Raw genomic sequence first — 16,395 nt, 5'->3', positions numbered from 1 at the left:
AACAATAAAATGGAGGCAGAGCCTCCGGATCTGCGTTACCAGGCAAAGCCTGGTAACGAGTAATAAACAGACTCAGACTGCTAAAATGCAACAATTAACCTTTGATTTTTATGAAACGGACAAACTTAATTATTGAAAAAAATTAGCTTTTACCTATTTTGCTCGATCGCCCGCTGAAGTGCGCTTTAGTTGTTCCATTTCCTGAACATAAACTTCACCTAACTCTTTTCCTGCCAATTCCTTCAGCGTAATACTCTTGTAGCGGACTTCTCCCTTGAGCAACACTTCATCGCCAATCTGGGGCAAAGCTTGCTTAGTTAAAACCCAAATCTTACCCGTACCATCTTGAAGTTGATAAGCCGCATTCCCCACAAACGGAGCGCGATTTTCTACCTTTCCCCGGAGATAAACTTCACCATCGACTTGACGTTTTTGTTGAATGTCGCTAATGCTAGCAACATTAAAACCGAGATTTAGTTGAGACATGGGTAAGTTGCCACAACTGAGCAAACCGCTGGTAAGTATTAACAATAAAGAACCGATGGAGAATCTTTGAATCCAAACTTGGTTAATTGTAGTAGTCATTGGTAAACTGATTTGAGATTTGAGATACGACTTACTTTAACAGAATCCCCAGAATCGATCGCAAGAGGCGAAATTCCTCTAGTTTAGTCCGAGTCTGCGATTAAGGTAAAATCTAAAATCGTCAGCCCCTAACCCAGAGTCTACAATGGATGCCAAAACTGCTCAAATACTAGATGGCAAAGCTTTAGCGACAAAGATTCAAAGCGAGCTGAGCGATCGAGTCCGCGCCCTACAACCCCAGATTGGGCGTCCTCCGGGACTTGCAGTGCTGATGGTGGGGGACAACCCAGCCAGCGCGGCTTACGTGCGTAACAAAGAGCGAGCCTGCGCTAAAGTTGGCATAGCTTCCTTCGGCCAGCATTACCCAGCAAATGCGACTCAAGCTGAGCTCGAACTTGCAATTAGGGCGCTCAACGAGGACGATCGAGTAGACGGCATTTTAGTGCAACTCCCCCTACCAGAAAACCTAGATGCAATTGCGCTGCTGTACCAAATTGCCCCCGACAAAGACGCTGACGGATTGCACCCGATAAATTTAGGCCGCTTGGTGCGCGGGGAAGAAGGTTTGCGAAGTTGTACTCCCGCCGGAGTGATGCGGTTATTGCAGGAATATCAGATTGATTTGAAAGGAAAAAATGCCGTTGTTTTGGGGCGGAGTATTTTGGTAGGTAAACCGATGGCGCTGATGCTGTTAGAAGCTGATTGTACTGTGACAGTAGCTCATTCGCGGACGCAAAACCTAGAATCAGTTACCAGCCAAGCCGATATTTTAATAGCTGCAGTCGGGCGCACAGAAATGATTTCAGCTAATATGGTTAAACCGGGAGCAGTAGTAATTGATGTAGGTATTAACCGCGTCGTAAATCCAGACGGTACTAGCCGTTTGGCCGGAGATGTAGATTTTGATGCTGTTAAAAAAGTAGCCGAATTTATCACGCCGGTACCGGGAGGAATCGGGCCGATGACTGTTGCTATGCTGTTGGAAAATACGGTTTCGAGTTACAGTATCAAGTAGTCATTAGTCATTACCAATACACCTAACGTAGGGTGCGTCGCTCTGAGATTTTATGTTGTATTTGAAGATTTGGGTTCGCGACGCACCCTACAGTTTGACCGCAACCTAACGTATCGTGCGTCGCTCTGAGATTTTATGTTGTATTTGAAGATTTGCTTTCGCGACGCACCCTACAGTTTGACCGCAACCTAACGTATGGTGCGTCGCTCTGAGATTTTATGTTGTATTTGAAGATTTGGGTTCGCGACGCACCCTACAGTTTGACCGCAACAACGCGAATTCGACGATAATCTGCACTCCAATTACCATCGCGGTAAAGAGTTGGCCGCAAACGCTCTTCAACTGCGTTAATTACCTGCGATCGCACTTCCGGCGACAACCCCGACAAAAACCCGCCTGCAAACATCTCAATCCAATTTACCATACCAGCGCTGCCACCTGCTAGGGGAGTCGGGCGATCGAACAAAACCGCATAAACCACCTCAAAACCCTGATTTTCCAAAAGCCCAGCATACTCGCCGACACTCGGAAAATACCAAGGATTAAGCGATTCAGGCTCCGACAAGCCAATTTCTGACAAAACACTCAAAAGTGTCCGGGCGATCGCCCCCACATTCCCCTTACCGCCAAACTCAGCAACAAAACGCCCTCCCGGCCTCAGCGCTTTTTCCACACAATCGATCGCAGCATCCGGCTGTTTAATCCAGTGCAGAACAGCATTAGAAAACACCGCATCTAACGGCTGTTCCACTTGAAAATCCCTAGCATCTGCGGCAGAGAAGTTAATGTGAGGATAGTTAACTTTTGCCGTAGAAATCATCGACAAAGATGAATCAATACCTTGCACAAAAGCACCGCTTTCAGCAATTTTTCCAGTTAACTGTCCCGTACCGCAGCCCAAATCCAGAATCCGTTCTCCCGCCTGCGGAAGCAACAACTCCAAAAGCGATTCCCCGTACTCCCAAACAAAAGCATGACTTTTCTCGTAAAGAGCAGAATTCCAAGCATCTTGTGACATTTTCAATTCCTTAAATTGTAAATTATATCAATTCCGGTTGTATCGGAATGATTTAACCGCAGAGAACGCAGAGGACACAGAGAGAGAAGAAAGATGTATGATTCCGATGCTGACGGAATTGATCTTATACCATTTTTCTTTCATATGTGCTACTACCCCCCCCACTCCCCCCCGAAATAAGGGGGGGTTGGGGGGGTAAAATCTAGCGCTACTTTATGAAATTGGTATTACATTAACTTTAGTTATCACCAAAAAACATATAGCCATCCTCAATCAACAACTTCTCTTATCTTCCCTTCTTTTCTCTTCGTGTCCTTTGCGTCTTCGCGGTTCGTTATCAAACCATTTCCCAGCAAGCAGATTAATTTTATCCTCATCAATATGACAAACCCTCCATCGAACTAAATCTTATGCGCGATAAAAGACAGGATTATTGCCAAGTCTGCAAGTTCTGCTTCTCTAATTTTTAGATCAAGTTAGCCATTTTTGAAATCTCAACTGCGCCTATTAATCACTGTATTAAATTTCATTGTTAATGTCCAATACCTTTTTATATAACAACTTATACTTTTAAAATATTAATGATTTAAAATGTATGGAACTGCGCCATTTGCGTTATTTCATTGCGGTAGCAGAGGAACTAAATTTCACTCGCGCAGCCGAAAAACTGCATATTGCTCAACCTCCGCTGAGCCAACAAATCCAGCAGTTAGAAGCCCAGTTAGGCTTTCAACTGTTTCGCCGCACGAAGCGGACGGTGCAGCTAACGGAAGCGGGACAGGTTTTTTTTGAGGAATCACAAAAAATTATGCAGCAAGTCGATCGGGCAATTCAACTCGGCAGACAAACCAGCCGCGGCGAACTCGGCCAATTAACTGTAGGCTTTGTGAGCTCCGCCGCGCACAATGTGGTTCCACCCATTTTGCAGGCGTTTCGCACTCGGTGTCGGGCCGTCAAACTCGAACTGCACGAACTGACAACTAACGAACAGTTGCAGCGGTTGCGGGAAGGGCGCATTGATATCGGCTTCGTGCGCCCTCCAGTCGAGGAAGAGGGGATAAATTCCGAAATCGTGTTTCGAGAACCTCTGATGGTGGCGCTACCAGAAACGCATCCTTTGACCGATCGCCCTTACGTGGAATTGCGCGAACTCTCAGGCGAACCGTTCATCCTGTTTCCTCGTTCCCTGGCTCCGGGATTGTACGATGCGATCGTCAGCCTTTGTCAACAAGCCGGTTTTAGCCCGATCGCCGGTCAAGAAGCAATTCAAATGCAGACAATTATCAGCTTGGTAGCCGCCGAGATGGGCGTGGCGATCGTCCCGGCATCGATGCAAAATTTCCAGCGCAGGGGGGTTGTTTACAAATCTTTGCCAGAATCAACCTGCACGGTGGCGATCGCCCTAATTTGGCGCCACCATCCCGCAGCGGCGGTGCAGCGGTTTTTGGAAGTCGCCAGACAAATCAGCGGATTTGAGATTTGAGATTGTAAATTTTAGATTGACTGGTAATTTGACAAAGTTATCAAAACTCAAAGATTTTCTGTGCAACAACACCCGTAGAATGATTAATTGATGCTCCGAGTGCGGGCAACCACCGCCGTAAAAGTCGGCACGATCCGACCCGAACAACTCAAAGTATCCCCAGTCACATTCAGTACAAGAGAGCAAAGGATGGTATTTGCAGCAACAGAAATGGATTCGTCCCAACCCGAATCAGCTTTCGACTTATCTACTTACCTAGTCGAGCAAAAAAAGGCGATCGATGTAGCTCTCGACAGTGCACTACCGGTCATCTACCCAGAGAAAATTTACGAAGCAATGCGCTACTCGCTGCTAGCGGGCGGCAAGCGCTTGCGTCCGATCCTGTGTTTGGCTAGCTGCGAACTCGCCGGCGGCACTACATCTATGGCAATTCCGACAGCTTGCGCTTTGGAAATGATCCACACAATGTCGCTGATTCACGACGATTTGCCGGCAATGGACAATGACGACTACCGGCGCGGCAAACTGACGAACCACAAAGTCTATGGCGAAGATATAGCCATTTTGGCTGGCGATGGTTTGTTGACCTATGCTTTTGAATTTATAGCCAGTAAAACTGAGAACGTACCCCCCCAGCAGGTGTTGCAGGCGATCGCCCATTTGGCGCGCGCTGCCGGCGCTGCTGGACTCGTAGGCGGCCAAGTGGTTGACTTGGAATCGGAAGGAAAAACAGATGTTTCTCTAGAAACTTTAAACTACATTCACGCTCACAAAACCGGCGCATTATTAGAAGCCTGCGTAGTTTGTGGGGGAATTCTGGGTGGGGCTGCGGCTGCGGATTTGCAGCGGATGTCTCGTTTTGCTCAAAATATTGGGCTGGCTTTCCAAATAATTGACGACATTCTGGATATTACGGCCACTCAAGAAGAACTGGGCAAAACTGCTGGCAAAGATGTTCAAGCAGGGAAAGTGACTTATCCGAGTTTGTGGGGAATTGATGAGTCTCGGCGTCAAGCCAAACAGCTTGTTGCTGATGCGAAGTCTCAACTCGAAGCGTTTGGGAGCAAAGCTCTACCGCTGCTGGGAATCGCTGATTTTATTACGAGTCGCAGTAACTAGAAATACCAAACACTATGCAGGAAATTTGCAGCAGCATTTTAAACAATCATGTACTGATGGTTGCTTTGATCGCTTGTCTGGCGGCTCAAGTATTAAAGTTGCCGATCGAATTAGTCAAAAATCGTAAATTCAATCTTCGGAATTTAGTAACCACCGGCGGAATGCCCAGCGCTCATTCTTCCTTTGTCGGCGCTTTAGCGGCTGGTGTGGGACAAACGATGGGGTGGGAAAGTTCCGAGTTTGCGATCGCCACGATTTTTGCAATTATCGTTATGTACGATGCTGCTGGCGTCCGCCAAGCCGCCGGCAAACAAGCCCGCATTCTCAACCAACTAATTGACGAGTTTTTTGAGGAAGATCACAACCTCAATGAAGCTCGCCTGAAAGAGTTGCTGGGACACACTCCCTTTCAAGTGGTCGTCGGTTTGGGGCTGGGAATCGCGATTTCTTGGATTGCAGGGCCTGCCTATTAAGTTTTAAGTACGGAGTAGACTTGGAGCAGTGGTGTTTTTTTGACAAGTTGGAGGTAAATGTCGGCTGCGGGAATTAATATTTCGGCAACTAATCTGTCTCAAGATCAGAAAAACACCCGAATTTTTGGGAATTTTATGGCAATACTTATTACTTAATTAAGCAGTTTAAAAGGTTCAAAAAGTTTTTTTAGTGACCGCTCCTTGGAGTAGTTTTGTTATGATCCAAAGACTATATATAAACAACTTCAGATGCCTAGAAAACTTTGAACTGAAGATACAGGGAATGCCATCTGCTCTTTTGATTGGAAAAAACGGTGCAGGTAAATCAACTATTGCTTCTGCATTAGAAATCCTTCAGAAGATTAGTCGGGGCATCAATAGAATGCGCGAACTTGAAAAACTGAAGCTGATTAGCCCGAAAGATTTCGCTCGTGGGAGGTCTGATGTCCCGATCCGCTTTGAAATAGAAGTATTACTTGAAGATAAATTATACAAATATATCCTGGCGTTTGATTTGCCAGAAAAATTTAAAGAGCTGCGAGTTTTTGAAGAACAACTGCTAGTTGCAGGAGATCCAATTTACTCTCGAAAAGAAGCTCAAGTCACTCTTCACATCAGTTCGCAAAATCGTGAAGCTCAGTTTCTCCTAGATTGGCATCTTGTTGCTCTTCCAGTAATTCAGGAGCAATCTGAGACTGATCCGCTGCATATTTTCAAGACTTGGCTGGCTCGCACGATCATTTTAGCCCCGATTCCCAGCTTGATGACTGGAGACTCCAATGGTGAAACTTTGGAGCCAAAGCGAGATGGTTCAAACTTTGGGGAGTGGGTTTCTGGGTTACTCAGTCGCTATCCTGCCGCCTATACACAGGTTGACAAATATCTCCGAGAAGTTATGCCTGACATTCAGGATTTTCTGAATGAACTCATCGGCAAAGACTCCAAAAGCATGATTGTGCGGTTTGAAGCAAATAATGCGAATCTGAGTGTTGACTTTGAAAGCTTATCTGACGGTGAAAAATGCTTTTTTCTTTGCGCTCTTGTGTTGGCTGCTAACAAATCCTATGGCCCTCTTTTTTGCTTCTGGGATGAACCTGACAACTATCTATCCTTATCGGAGGTTGGACATTTTGTCACATCACTGCGACGCTCATTTAAGAATAGCGGACAAATCTTAGTGACATCGCATAATCCTGAAGCAATCCGCAAGTTTTCCAATGAAAATACCTTTGTATTAGATCGCAAAAGCCACTTAGAGCCAACTTTAGTCAGACCGCTGAGTGAAATGTCTGTTAAAGGCGACCTGATAAATGCCTTGATTGGTGGCGACATAGAGCTATGAGTAATAAGTATCAACCGCACATTCATGTGTTGGCCGAAGATGATGCTAATCGCCAGATTGCCAACGGATTTCTTCTGGCGCCAAACCTTAATAACCGTGCTGTTAAAGTCCTGCCACTTCCTGGTGGTTGGAAAAAAACTGTGGAGGAATTCACGAAGAAGTATGCGTCTGAAATGCGACAATTACGAGAAAGAAGGATGGTTTTGCTCATTGATTTCGATGATAATGAAAATCGGTTGAGTTATGTAGAAAGTCATATTCCAGACGATCTAAAAGCAAGAGTATTCGTGCTGGGAGTGCTATCAGAACCCGAGAATCTCAGGACAGACATCAAAAAGACTTTTGAGGAGATTGGAGAAGCTCTTGCAAAAGATTGTCCTGACAACACAAATGAGTTATGGGAACATAATCTTCTCAAACACAACAAACGAGAACTAGATCGTATGGCTTCATCTGTCAAACCATTTCTGTTTCAATAAAGCTAGGCAAAGGTGGCGCACCCTATTTGAATTTTAGGTGCGCCACTGCGAATAATTGAGCGGAATATCAATATAACTATTGACCGAATTCTGCTTGTAGCAAGTCGTCGTTGTCATCGGCGATGGTGGCGACAATAGTAATAATTCTAGAAATTTCCCCGGCAGAGATTTCGGCGATCGTCCGAGTCGAGATTACCGCAACTTGATTGTCCACAATCGCAAAATGAGATTCCAAGGTAGACAGCCAATTCATTTCTAGAATTTTCCGCATTAATTGAGCTTCATTCTTGGCCGGCAACTGCAGTACAAAAGCCCAAACAGTCAAAGTATCATCTTCGGTTTCGCCGCTGAGTTGTACGAATACTTCGACGCTGCCGTACTTGAATTTCCAAAGATGCCCCCCGGCTTCATTTTGACCCACCATGACTTTTTGGTCTACAGCCATGCTGGCAATCACAGTCTCAATTTCTTCTGCATAGGTGACTGCTGTGGCTTTTTCGACCTGGGCATCGACGATCGCGCTTTCACTAGATTGGCTTTCTGCGGAAGCTGTTTGTATGTTCGGCTCGCTGTTAGTCATGATTAATATTTATCAGAAAATCTATTCCAACAATCAGTTTACTTGCTATTTTCTTCAGATGGTAAATTTTAAATCTTAAAGCTCCGTCAAGAGTAACTTGTTCCTAGGCAGAGCCGGGGAACCGATGTCCAGAGGCTCCGCCTCGCTTAACTACGAAAATTTGAGGCAGAGCCTCGGCATCTGCGTTACCAGGCAGAGCCTGGTAACGAGTACATCTCTTAGTCTGCGGAGGCAGACTTCGTTTCTGTAGCCGCGGTTTCAACCGCCGATCTAGGCTTTGTCGTCTCTGGCTTCTTCTGCGTATTATTCATGCCGTTGAGGAACATGGGCACAAATTTCTCCACAAATGCCTGCGGGTCGCGGTTCCAGGCGCGCTGAGCCACATCGACTCTGGTCATTTGCAGGTCGGGGGCGAGCAGGGTTGCGGGCAAGCGTTCCATCAAATATTGGGGGCGTTCCCACATCGGCATCGTGTTGGCAATATCTACCAGGCGGGTGACGCGGCGGAGTTCTGCCCCCAGCATGATATCCATTCCCGATTCAAATGCTGCTTGTTCGATCGCCACATACTTGCGTTTGGCCTGTTCCACCTTCTGGCGGTGTTCCGGGCTTTTGGCAGCAATGGCGCCCAGCCAGCGATTCCCCCAGCGGACGTGGCCTGCTTCTTCGGGAAAAATCTTTTCGATGGTTTCGCGAATTTTGATGTTTTCGTCGGTTTGAGGAGCCTTTTTCAGGGCGTGGATGTGGGCTGAGAAATACTCGCATCCCCGCTTCTCGGTGACATTAATCGCCGCTAGGGAAGAAATTACAAAATCTTCGCGGTCTTTGGTAGGGTCTTGTTTTTCGGTGTCGAACAACCTTTCAAACTCGTCAATGTAGGATACTCCCGGCGGCTTGCCCACATTCTGGCCCAAGTCTACCAGCAAATCTGTCAGCCACATGGCGTGCCGCGCTTCGTCGGAGATGTGCCGGGAAAGATCGCGCACAAGTTCGGCCGGTTCGCCGTCTAGCTGTTCGATCAAGTCGGTGAGGTCTTTGCAACTGCGCTGTTCGCTGTAGCGGTAGCGGTTGAGGGTGATCAGGTGAATTTCGCGATCGCGCACCACTTGATCTAAAATCTGGCGCGCTCCCATTGCGTTGCGGAGCTTGCGGGGATAGGCAACAGTCATGATTTTATTTTGTTTTGTAAAGATACCTATATAAGTGTAACGCAGTTTTTCGGCTTCCCAATTAACTCGCAAGGCAGAAGTTTTTTGTATCGGAGAATTGAGCCGTGGGGCAAATTTAGTCGTGGACGCACGGGTGGTCAGAAAGTGGTGTTTTTTGGCGATCGAGGTTAATTTTAATTAACCACATCCTAACATCCACTTGATCCCCCCTACTACAAACAACATAATTAGCCCAAAAAATCCCACAGTATGAAACTCTAGTGGTAGCTGAAGAAAACTAAAAATTCCCCCTGTTATCAATCCTACCCATGACAACCCTGCTAACATGGTTGATGCTATTAAATAAATTCCCACAATCATCCCGCCAGTAACTGCGATAAGTAATGCAATTAAAATCCCTACCACTATCATTTGTATCCCATTAGGATCGGGACAAAAGGAAGCTTGACCAATCAGCATTTGACCGAGACTTATTGTCAGAAATAAAAGCATAACCTTGGTGCCTATAATCTACAGAGTTGTTTTGTAAAGATACCTACACAACTGTAACATAGTTTTGGGCTTGCTAATTCACCAAGTAAGTTAGAAGTTTGTTGTCAATGCCCCATGCCCAATTCCCAATGCCCAATTCCCAAAATTGATATCAAGTCTCAGTTGAGTCTGAAACCAGCTCCTGAGCCGACTCTTCTTGAAATTTTTGCGCCTCCTCTACTTCCAGCCTCGCCAGCGTACTCGCCGCATCCGCTAACTGCAAAGCCAGATTCATCCGACCAACTGGGTTTTTCTCTTTCCAAAGGTCTTTTGCTAAGAAATGCACTCGATAGCGGAACATTTTAATTGATTGTGATGGAATAACTTTAGCTGTCATGGTCATAACCTCTCTTCAACTGTAGCTAGAATGCGAAGCAGTACCCGTTCCGGTTCTAGATAAACAAATGTCAGTATGATGACTCGATCTTTTTTGCCGATCGTGACATCCCATTTGGCAGATTGCGGTTCAACCTGTTCGTGCCTGACTGTTACAGTATATTGTCCTGGTGCCAAGTCATCAAATCCCGCATCTGCCTCCATCAAAGCAACCGTTTCCTCGGCCAATACCCGTCCGTCCCGATTCAGTAAAGTAATGAAGGCAATGCCATCAACTGAAGTCATGGCGACGTTATTTTGATTGCGAACCATCACAAAAATATCGGACATCGTTTGGTAATTGCTAATGGCTAATTGCTACTTTATACTGAGAGCAGCATTTAACACACAAACAAGGATAATTACTGTGAATAATTTCAAAGTATTGTTAATTTTGACGGCTTGTGCAGCGGTTCTAGGTTTGGGAAAAAGTGGGGCGCTAGCTGCTGTCTCGAATATCTCTGAGACAAAGCCTTGCGTGCAGCTTCACAGTCTGCAAATATCAGAAAAGATCGATCGCAATTTAAGCAACTCGAAAGGTACATTAAAAGAAGGCAGTGCCCTCTCTGTCGATCCTGATGAAGTTACGGGCATACCAAAAGCTGAGGCGCGACAGCGTTTCATTTTGAATAAGATATATCGGGTTCAAGAAGGCACTACCGCTGACGATTTGTTTATTGTCGATGAGAAAGCCAATAAATGGGCTGTAGAGGATGTCTCGGACGCTACTATGGGGCCTACTACTCACAGCGTCGCCCTGATGGTTTCCGGTAACGGGAGAGTCTGGGCGCTAATACAGATGTTCTAAAATTTGGGAATTGGGAATTGGGAATTGGGAATTGGGAATTGGGAATTGGAGTTCGTATAAATTAAATCTAAAAAAAGTCGCCTGCAGCGGCGACCTTTTTTAGAATAGTATCATGTCCGGTCGATCGCCCGAAATAAAAGCGGTTTGTCGTGAGGACTTTAGTCCTTCGATTGTCAAGACTAAATTCCTCACCACAAACTCATCCGATCGCGATCGTTCGATTGCACATGATATCACACATCAAAAAATGATAATTTTAATTTTTTTGACGTGTGATTTTTAACTTAGGATCGAAAACTTAATAACTTATATAGCGGTTCTCACAAAAGTGAGGATAGCCCTATGCCCTATGCCCTATGCCTTATGCCCTATGCCCTATCCCGGATAGTACCTCATACCAGAGCACAGAAAGGCTATACCATTTTTCTTTCATATGTGCTGTGGATGAAGTCTTAGCCCCCGCCGATGCTTTGGGGGGGTTGGGGGGGGTAATATCTAGCGTTACTTTATGAAATTGGTATTAAACACCTCCTACAGTCCTCTCTCCTGTAAGTTGCCAGAAAGAAGGAGGCAGAGCCTCCGGATCTGCATTACCAGGCAGAGCCTGGTAACGAGCAATCACTTAAATTTTTTTTGAGGTGTGATTTTTAACTTATCTAACAGTCGTAGTAGAGAGCAAACTCGTAGGGGTGAGGACGCAAGCGCATCGGGTTGACTTCGTTGTCGAGTTTGTAGGAAATCCAGGTTTGGATGAATTCTTCGGTAAATACGCCGGTTTCAGTTAAGAAACTGTGGTCTTTTTCCAAAGCTTCCAAAGCACCTTCCAAGGAACCGGGAGTCGAAGGAATTTTGCTCAATTCTTCCGGCGAAAGGTCGTAGATATCCACGTCCAAAGGTTCGCCCGGATCTATTTGATTCTTGATGCCGTCAAGACCGGCGCACAGCATGGCTGCAAATGCTAAATATGGGTTTGATGTGGCATCGGGACAGCGGAATTCTAACCGCTTGGCTTTGGGGTTGGTTCCCGACAGCGGAATCCGCACTGATGCCGATCGATTTCCTTGAGAGTAAGCTAGGTTTACAGGCGCTTCAAAGCCCGGAACTAAACGCTTGTAGGAATTAGTCGTCGGGTTGGTGAGTGCCAAAAGTGCCGGGGCGTGCTTGAGAATGCCGCCGATGTAATGCAGTCCCATTTGACTGAAACCTGCATATTGGTCGCCTGCAAATAGAGGTTTGCCGTCTTTCCAAATCGACTGGTGAACGTGCATCCCGGAACCGTTGTCGTTAAACAGCGGTTTGGGCATGAAGGTGATGGTTTTGCCGTATTTTTTGCCGACGTTTTTGATGACGTATTTGTATGTCATCAAGTAGTCGGCGGCTTGTACTAATGTGGCAAAGCGGAAACCGAGTTCGCATTGTCCGCCGGTGGCGACTTCGTGGTGGTGTTTTTCGATGGGTACGCCGCATTTTGCCATTGTCAGCAGCATTTCCGTTCTCATGTCTTGAGAGGTATCGGTTGGTGCTACTGGGAAATAACCTTCTTTGTAACGCGGTTTGTAGCCGAGGTTGCCGCCTGCTTCTTCTTTGCCAGAATTCCAGCGACCTTCGATCGAATCTACGTAATAGTAGCCGGAATTTTGGGTTTGGTCGAAGCGAACGTCGTCAAAAATAAAAAATTCTGCTTCCGGGCCGAAGAATGCTGTATCGCCCAGACCGGTTGTCAGCAAGTAGTCTATGGCTTTTTGAGCTATGGTGCGGGGACAGCGGCTGTAGGGTTCGCCGGTGCGGGGTTCTTTGATGCTGCAAATGAAGCTGATGGTGGGTTCTGCCATGAATGGGTCTATCCACGCGGTGGTAGGATCGATGACCATTGTCATGTCTGATTCGTTGATGGCTTTCCAGCCCCGAATGCTGGAACCGTCGAAGGGTATGCCTTCTGTGAAGGCGGTTTCGTCGATTTGGTCGTGGTACAGGGAAAGGTGTTGCCAGATCCCCGGCATATCGATGAATTTTAGGTCAACGATCTGGATTTTCTTTTCTTTTATGTAGTTTAGGGCTTCTTGGGGTGTCTGGAACATCACTTACTCCTGATATTGGTGTGGTTGCTGGCGATTCCATAGCTGCAAGCTTCGCTAACGGCAGATTTCAGACTGTTTGGGCGATCGTAGGCCTTCAGCTATCACTTTTTTGTAGCAAAAGATACAATAATTAAAAATTGAGCCGATCGCGGTCGGGCAGTTTGTGATTCTTATTTTGTCTGTGTTTCGGCTGTTTTTACAAAACAAACGGCGGAATTTTGCGGCTATTGGTCGGGGATTGACTGCCGATCGTGCAAATCCTATCTCAAATCTTAATCAAAGGCCGATTTGTAGTAGTCTACAATAGGCGGTCTATCTCAGATAGCAAAGTATTGATAAAGATTTTGGGGAGACAAACTAATGCGCGATGCAGTGACGAGTCTGATTGAAAATTATGATGTTGCTGGTAGGTATTTAGACCGGGATGGTATCGATCGGTTGAAATCTTATTTTGCAACCGGCACAGCACGGGTACAGGCTGCAGCGGCCATTAACAGCAATGCTGCGGCAATTGTCAAGCAAGCTGGTATCCAGCTATTTGCCGAACAGCCGGAACTGATCCGTCCCGGTGGAAATGCCTACACGACTCGCCGTTACGCGGCTTGTCTGCGGGACATGGACTATTACTTGCGCTATGCTACTTACGCCCTGGTTGCTGGAAGTACCGACGTGCTCGACGAGCGCGTGCTGCAAGGTTTGCGGGAAACTTACAATTCTCTAAGCGTTCCCATTGGCCCGACGGTGACGGGGATTGGGATTATGAAGGAGATGGTTAAGGCTGAGGTGGAAGCTGCAGGCTTGTCTGTGGGGCCTTTTCTGGAGCAACCTTTTGATTACATGATTCGCGAATTGAGCGAACAAGATATTTAAGTCAAGCAAGCTCTTTCTTTTAACAGAAAATTGCATCTGTGGCTTGCAGGTAGCACTATCTCGATCGCTTTTTTTGGCCTTTGTGTCTCGAAGCGATCTTTTTTTATGGGTTAAAAATCGTCAACACATCCCCAGACGAGGCATTTGTCGAGGGGATTTTTGGTTTGGCGCCGATCGATTTGCTCGGTGGTTGTTGCTTCTACTTCGCCGTTGGGGTAAAGAATGTGGATGATGTTACCGCTGACGAAGGCTAAGGGATTTTCTTGACAAGTAGCCGGATTTCTGATTGGAAAGTTAATTGTTTTCATGCTCGATCGCCTTGATTGTGTGTGTAGCGCATTCCCCTGTATTTACATAATCCGCTACTAGCCAAAGTTTTTGTGTGATTCTAAGGAGGTAGATCGGTGATAAAACTACCCACAAAAAGCGATCTCTGTCACACAATCCAAGATAAGGGATCTCGCCCCGCAGCTATCTCAAGCGCGGAAAAAACGGCGGCGGGCTCGTGGCGGTACTTCTGCTGGAAAAACCAAAATAATCGCCAAAAATCCGCAGTCGGGTTTTTGCGTAATACCATTTTTCTTTCATATGTGCTACTACCCCCCCCACTCCCCCCCGAAATAAGGGGGGGGTTGGGGGGGGTAATATCTAGCGCTACTTTATGAAATTGGTATAAGTGGTAATCTGGTTACTGTCAACAACCGTGGCGTACAGATTAAAAACCTTGGCTAAACAACGAATAGACACTTTATTAGTAGACCTAAATTTGTGCGCTTCCCGACAGCAAGCGATTGCCTTGATTCGGACGGGGAAAGTCTCGATCGACCAACAGGTAGTTGACAAACCGGGCACTGAGGTTGACATTGCAGCAAAAATTAAGATTAAAGAGCGATCGCGCTACGTTTCCAGAGGCGGCGACAAACTAGCCAAAGCTTTAGAAGTGTTTGCGATTCCCGTAGCGGGCAGAATTTGTCTCGACGGCGGCATTTCCACAGGCGGCTTTACCGACTGTCTGCTGCAAGCCGGTGCAGCCCTCGTCTACGGCGTAGATGTTGGCTACGGTCAAGCTGACTGGCGCTTGCGGAACGATCCGAGGGTAATTTTGAAAGAACGCACCAATTTGCGCTACATGACTGCTGCTGAGCTTTACGGCGAGTCACCCCCCCCAGCCCCCCCTTGTCAAGGGGGGGAGCAAGAGTCACCGCGAGCCGATTTGGCGGTAGTCGATGTGTCGTTTATTTCTCTGGATAAGATTTTACCGGCGCTGTGGGAATTGTTGGCACCGCCGCGAGAAGCGGTATTGTTGGTAAAGCCGCAGTTTGAAGTTGGGCGCGAGAGAGTCGGGAAAAAAGGCGTAGTGCGAGACTCAGCAACTCAAGCCGATGCGATTTTTCAAGTGTGGAAGGCAGCCACAGCTTTAGGATGGCAGCAACGGGGCTTAACGTGGTCGCCTTTACTTGGCCCGGCCGGTAATATCGAGTATCTTTTATGGTTGGGGATCGATCGCCAAGAGGAACCAGAGCCGGGGGCGATCGAAGAAGGTGTTGTCAAGGAACGGATCGCACAAGTCGCAAAAGCGGCAGCGCGGGAACTTGTAGATCGATCGAAGAATTGAAGAATTGAAGAATGAAAAATTGACTTCAAAATCTCAAAGCAATCAATTTTAAAAGTCAAATTGGAAATTACCTATTGAGCTAAAGTTTATTTTTCTTCGTCAATCAGACTCCTCAACTTTCACAAGAGTGAATAAGTCCATGCAGTCATTCAAAAAAGTCGGTTCAATTTTACTGTACGTTCTAGGTGGCATCGGGTATTTGGCGATTGCAGCTACTATCGTAGGCGTTTCAATTACGATCAAGTTTGCAGCCCTGCTGCTGGCAGACAAATTATTATATACAATTTTCATTATCGGTGATTTGTTGAGGGGAATCGAAATTATTGAACTGTTAAATATATTGGTATTTGCTTTTATCGGCATGGGATTTGGGGTCGCTACCAAACTTTTAATTCCTCAATACGGTCGCCAAATTAGTGCTGCTTTGTTGATAGTTGTAGTCCCCTTGGTTTTCATGGCTACCCCAGTAATTAGATATAATTCTTGGTTAGAAAAAGTATCAGAATCGGATAACTTATTGCCTGCGGAAACAGCAACATTAACTAACTCGTTTTTGCAAAGAAAAGTAGGATTGCAGGGTTTTCTCGGTTATTACGTATATACCGGTCAGTTTCCGGTGATTCCGACAAAACAATCTGAGATGAAAGACTTAGACAGGTTTGAAAAAAAAGTTAATTCCAGATTTGTGCAGTTAACAGGTGTTGCTCCGACTATTGTTTCTTGGTCAATGCGGGTTTGTTTTTGGCTGATTAGACTGTTTTACTTTTCTATAGCGGTAATTGCCACGATCGCCCATTTTAGGGAAGGTGTGAGAATCGCGGGAAGGTAATAGGATTTTAGATTTTAGTTGTAGGG

The 16,395-nt window shown here is 46.2% G+C and carries 20 protein-coding genes; 10 read left to right on the top strand and 10 right to left on the bottom strand.

What is annotated here, in order from left to right:
• Positions 1–153: 153 nt before the first annotated feature.
• Positions 154–585, bottom strand: coding sequence for a DNA-binding protein (locus WBA89_RS27280; RefSeq protein WP_424410774.1), 432 nt, complete (start codon positions 583–585; stop codon positions 154–156).
• A 145-nt stretch (positions 586–730) separates the two neighbouring features.
• On the opposite strand from WBA89_RS27280, the gene folD reads away from it, so the two are divergent.
• Positions 731–1,600: a bifunctional methylenetetrahydrofolate dehydrogenase/methenyltetrahydrofolate cyclohydrolase FolD gene (folD, locus tag WBA89_RS27275; protein WP_424410773.1), complete on the top strand. Its 870-nt coding sequence runs from the start codon at positions 731–733 to the stop codon at positions 1,598–1,600.
• A 253-nt stretch (positions 1,601–1,853) separates the two neighbouring features.
• On the opposite strand, the gene WBA89_RS27270 is transcribed toward folD, so the two are convergent.
• Positions 1,854–2,618: a class I SAM-dependent methyltransferase gene (locus WBA89_RS27270; RefSeq protein WP_424410772.1), complete on the bottom strand. Its 765-nt coding sequence runs from the start codon at positions 2,616–2,618 to the stop codon at positions 1,854–1,856.
• Between the two features lie 595 nt (positions 2,619–3,213).
• Between WBA89_RS27270 and WBA89_RS27265 the strand changes: the two genes are divergently transcribed.
• The 5 genes from WBA89_RS27265 (at position 3,214) to WBA89_RS27245 (ending at position 7,514) form a co-directional block, all read left to right on the top strand.
• The gene (locus WBA89_RS27265) at positions 3,214–4,101 is read left to right on the top strand and encodes a LysR family transcriptional regulator (protein WP_424410771.1); all 888 of its coding nucleotides are present in this window, start codon (positions 3,214–3,216) and stop codon (positions 4,099–4,101) included.
• A gap of 189 nt (positions 4,102–4,290) precedes the next feature.
• Positions 4,291–5,220 (top strand): geranylgeranyl diphosphate synthase CrtE, encoded by a 930-nt coding sequence (crtE, locus tag WBA89_RS27260; RefSeq protein ID WP_424410788.1) that lies wholly within the window; start codon positions 4,291–4,293, stop codon positions 5,218–5,220.
• Between the two features lie 14 nt (positions 5,221–5,234).
• Positions 5,235–5,693, top strand: coding sequence for a divergent PAP2 family protein (locus tag WBA89_RS27255; RefSeq protein WP_424410770.1), 459 nt, complete (start codon positions 5,235–5,237; stop codon positions 5,691–5,693).
• 217 nt (positions 5,694–5,910) lie between these two features.
• A complete protein-coding gene (locus tag WBA89_RS27250) occupies positions 5,911–7,035 on the top strand; it encodes an AAA family ATPase (protein WP_424410769.1) in 1,125 nt (374 codons plus the stop codon).
• Positions 7,032–7,514 (top strand): hypothetical protein, encoded by a 483-nt coding sequence (locus WBA89_RS27245; protein ID WP_424410768.1) that lies wholly within the window; start codon positions 7,032–7,034, stop codon positions 7,512–7,514. Before WBA89_RS27250 ends, WBA89_RS27245 begins: the two co-directional genes overlap by 4 nt.
• Before the next feature lie 76 nt (positions 7,515–7,590).
• On the opposite strand, the gene WBA89_RS27240 is transcribed toward WBA89_RS27245, so the two are convergent.
• From WBA89_RS27240 to WBA89_RS27220, 5 genes are all read right to left on the bottom strand, one after another.
• Positions 7,591–8,094 (bottom strand): YbjN domain-containing protein, encoded by a 504-nt coding sequence (locus WBA89_RS27240; protein WP_424410767.1) that lies wholly within the window; start codon positions 8,092–8,094, stop codon positions 7,591–7,593.
• A gap of 218 nt (positions 8,095–8,312) precedes the next feature.
• The gene (locus WBA89_RS27235) at positions 8,313–9,263 is read right to left on the bottom strand and encodes a ferritin-like domain-containing protein (RefSeq protein WP_424410766.1); all 951 of its coding nucleotides are present in this window, start codon (positions 9,261–9,263) and stop codon (positions 8,313–8,315) included.
• A 177-nt stretch (positions 9,264–9,440) separates the two neighbouring features.
• On the bottom strand, positions 9,441–9,722 hold the full coding sequence (locus WBA89_RS27230; protein WP_333379183.1) for a hypothetical protein: 282 nt from the start codon (positions 9,720–9,722) through the stop codon (positions 9,441–9,443).
• Between the two features lie 184 nt (positions 9,723–9,906).
• Positions 9,907–10,131 carry a hypothetical protein gene (locus tag WBA89_RS27225; protein WP_424410765.1) on the bottom strand — a complete coding sequence of 75 codons (225 nt, stop codon included), beginning with the start codon at positions 10,129–10,131 and terminating at the stop codon, positions 9,907–9,909.
• A gap of 2 nt (positions 10,132–10,133) precedes the next feature.
• On the bottom strand, positions 10,134–10,460 hold the full coding sequence (locus WBA89_RS27220) for a hypothetical protein (RefSeq protein WP_424410764.1): 327 nt from the start codon (positions 10,458–10,460) through the stop codon (positions 10,134–10,136).
• Positions 10,461–10,536: 76 nt separating this feature from the next.
• On the opposite strand from WBA89_RS27220, the gene WBA89_RS27215 reads away from it, so the two are divergent.
• Positions 10,537–10,977 (top strand): hypothetical protein, encoded by a 441-nt coding sequence (locus WBA89_RS27215; RefSeq protein WP_424410763.1) that lies wholly within the window; start codon positions 10,537–10,539, stop codon positions 10,975–10,977.
• Positions 10,978–11,633: 656 nt separating this feature from the next.
• On the opposite strand, the gene glnA is transcribed toward WBA89_RS27215, so the two are convergent.
• A complete protein-coding gene (gene glnA, locus WBA89_RS27210; protein WP_424410762.1) occupies positions 11,634–13,055 on the bottom strand; it encodes a type I glutamate--ammonia ligase in 1,422 nt (473 codons plus the stop codon).
• Between the two features lie 360 nt (positions 13,056–13,415).
• On the opposite strand from glnA, the gene apcB reads away from it, so the two are divergent.
• Positions 13,416–13,925, top strand: a complete 510-nt coding sequence (gene apcB, locus WBA89_RS27205; protein WP_424410761.1) for an allophycocyanin subunit beta — start codon at positions 13,416–13,418, stop codon at positions 13,923–13,925.
• 110 nt (positions 13,926–14,035) lie between these two features.
• On the opposite strand, the gene WBA89_RS27200 is transcribed toward apcB, so the two are convergent.
• A complete protein-coding gene (locus WBA89_RS27200; RefSeq protein WP_194063185.1) occupies positions 14,036–14,233 on the bottom strand; it encodes a hypothetical protein in 198 nt (65 codons plus the stop codon).
• A gap of 128 nt (positions 14,234–14,361) precedes the next feature.
• A complete protein-coding gene (locus tag WBA89_RS27195) occupies positions 14,362–14,502 on the bottom strand; it encodes a hypothetical protein (protein WP_424410760.1) in 141 nt (46 codons plus the stop codon).
• Between the two features lie 147 nt (positions 14,503–14,649).
• Between WBA89_RS27195 and WBA89_RS27190 the strand changes: the two genes are divergently transcribed.
• Together WBA89_RS27190 and WBA89_RS27185 are read left to right on the top strand one after the other, a co-directional pair.
• The gene (locus tag WBA89_RS27190; RefSeq protein ID WP_424410787.1) at positions 14,650–15,540 is read left to right on the top strand and encodes a TlyA family RNA methyltransferase; all 891 of its coding nucleotides are present in this window, start codon (positions 14,650–14,652) and stop codon (positions 15,538–15,540) included.
• Positions 15,541–15,679: 139 nt separating this feature from the next.
• Entirely contained in the window at positions 15,680–16,369 is a 690-nt protein-coding gene (locus WBA89_RS27185; protein ID WP_424410759.1) for a hypothetical protein, read from the top strand.
• Positions 16,370–16,395: the final 26 nt, after the last annotated feature.

Source organism: Microcoleus sp., assembly GCF_049646505.1.
Taxonomy (GTDB): domain Bacteria; phylum Cyanobacteriota; class Cyanobacteriia; order Cyanobacteriales; family Microcoleaceae; genus Microcoleus.
This window is presented reverse-complemented; position numbering and strand designations above follow the sequence as displayed.

What these genes read in the sequence shown, in the direction of transcription:
- WBA89_RS27280 (WP_424410774.1), bottom strand. Translation starts at nt 585, where the DNA reads ATGACTACTACAATTAACCAAGTTTGGATTCAAAGATTCTCCATCGGT.
- folD (WP_424410773.1), top strand. Translation starts at nt 731, where the DNA reads ATGGATGCCAAAACTGCTCAAATACTAGATGGCAAAGCTTTAGCGACA.
- WBA89_RS27270 (WP_424410772.1), bottom strand. Translation starts at nt 2,618, where the DNA reads ATGTCACAAGATGCTTGGAATTCTGCTCTTTACGAGAAAAGTCATGCT.
- WBA89_RS27265 (WP_424410771.1), top strand. Translation starts at nt 3,214, where the DNA reads ATGGAACTGCGCCATTTGCGTTATTTCATTGCGGTAGCAGAGGAACTA.
- crtE (WP_424410788.1), top strand. Translation starts at nt 4,291, where the DNA reads ATGGTATTTGCAGCAACAGAAATGGATTCGTCCCAACCCGAATCAGCT.
- WBA89_RS27255 (WP_424410770.1), top strand. Translation starts at nt 5,235, where the DNA reads ATGCAGGAAATTTGCAGCAGCATTTTAAACAATCATGTACTGATGGTT.
- WBA89_RS27250 (WP_424410769.1), top strand. Translation starts at nt 5,911, where the DNA reads ATGATCCAAAGACTATATATAAACAACTTCAGATGCCTAGAAAACTTT.
- WBA89_RS27245 (WP_424410768.1), top strand. Translation starts at nt 7,032, where the DNA reads ATGAGTAATAAGTATCAACCGCACATTCATGTGTTGGCCGAAGATGAT.
- WBA89_RS27240 (WP_424410767.1), bottom strand. Translation starts at nt 8,094, where the DNA reads ATGACTAACAGCGAGCCGAACATACAAACAGCTTCCGCAGAAAGCCAA.
- WBA89_RS27235 (WP_424410766.1), bottom strand. Translation starts at nt 9,263, where the DNA reads ATGACTGTTGCCTATCCCCGCAAGCTCCGCAACGCAATGGGAGCGCGC.
- WBA89_RS27230 (WP_333379183.1), bottom strand. Translation starts at nt 9,722, where the DNA reads ATGCTGATTGGTCAAGCTTCCTTTTGTCCCGATCCTAATGGGATACAA.
- WBA89_RS27225 (WP_424410765.1), bottom strand. Translation starts at nt 10,131, where the DNA reads ATGACAGCTAAAGTTATTCCATCACAATCAATTAAAATGTTCCGCTAT.
- WBA89_RS27220 (WP_424410764.1), bottom strand. Translation starts at nt 10,460, where the DNA reads ATGTCCGATATTTTTGTGATGGTTCGCAATCAAAATAACGTCGCCATG.
- glnA (WP_424410762.1), bottom strand. Translation starts at nt 13,055, where the DNA reads ATGTTCCAGACACCCCAAGAAGCCCTAAACTACATAAAAGAAAAGAAA.
- apcB (WP_424410761.1), top strand. Translation starts at nt 13,416, where the DNA reads ATGCGCGATGCAGTGACGAGTCTGATTGAAAATTATGATGTTGCTGGT.
- WBA89_RS27200 (WP_194063185.1), bottom strand. Translation starts at nt 14,233, where the DNA reads ATGAAAACAATTAACTTTCCAATCAGAAATCCGGCTACTTGTCAAGAA.
- WBA89_RS27195 (WP_424410760.1), bottom strand. Translation starts at nt 14,502, where the DNA reads ATGGTATTACGCAAAAACCCGACTGCGGATTTTTGGCGATTATTTTGG.
- WBA89_RS27185 (WP_424410759.1), top strand. Translation starts at nt 15,680, where the DNA reads ATGCAGTCATTCAAAAAAGTCGGTTCAATTTTACTGTACGTTCTAGGT.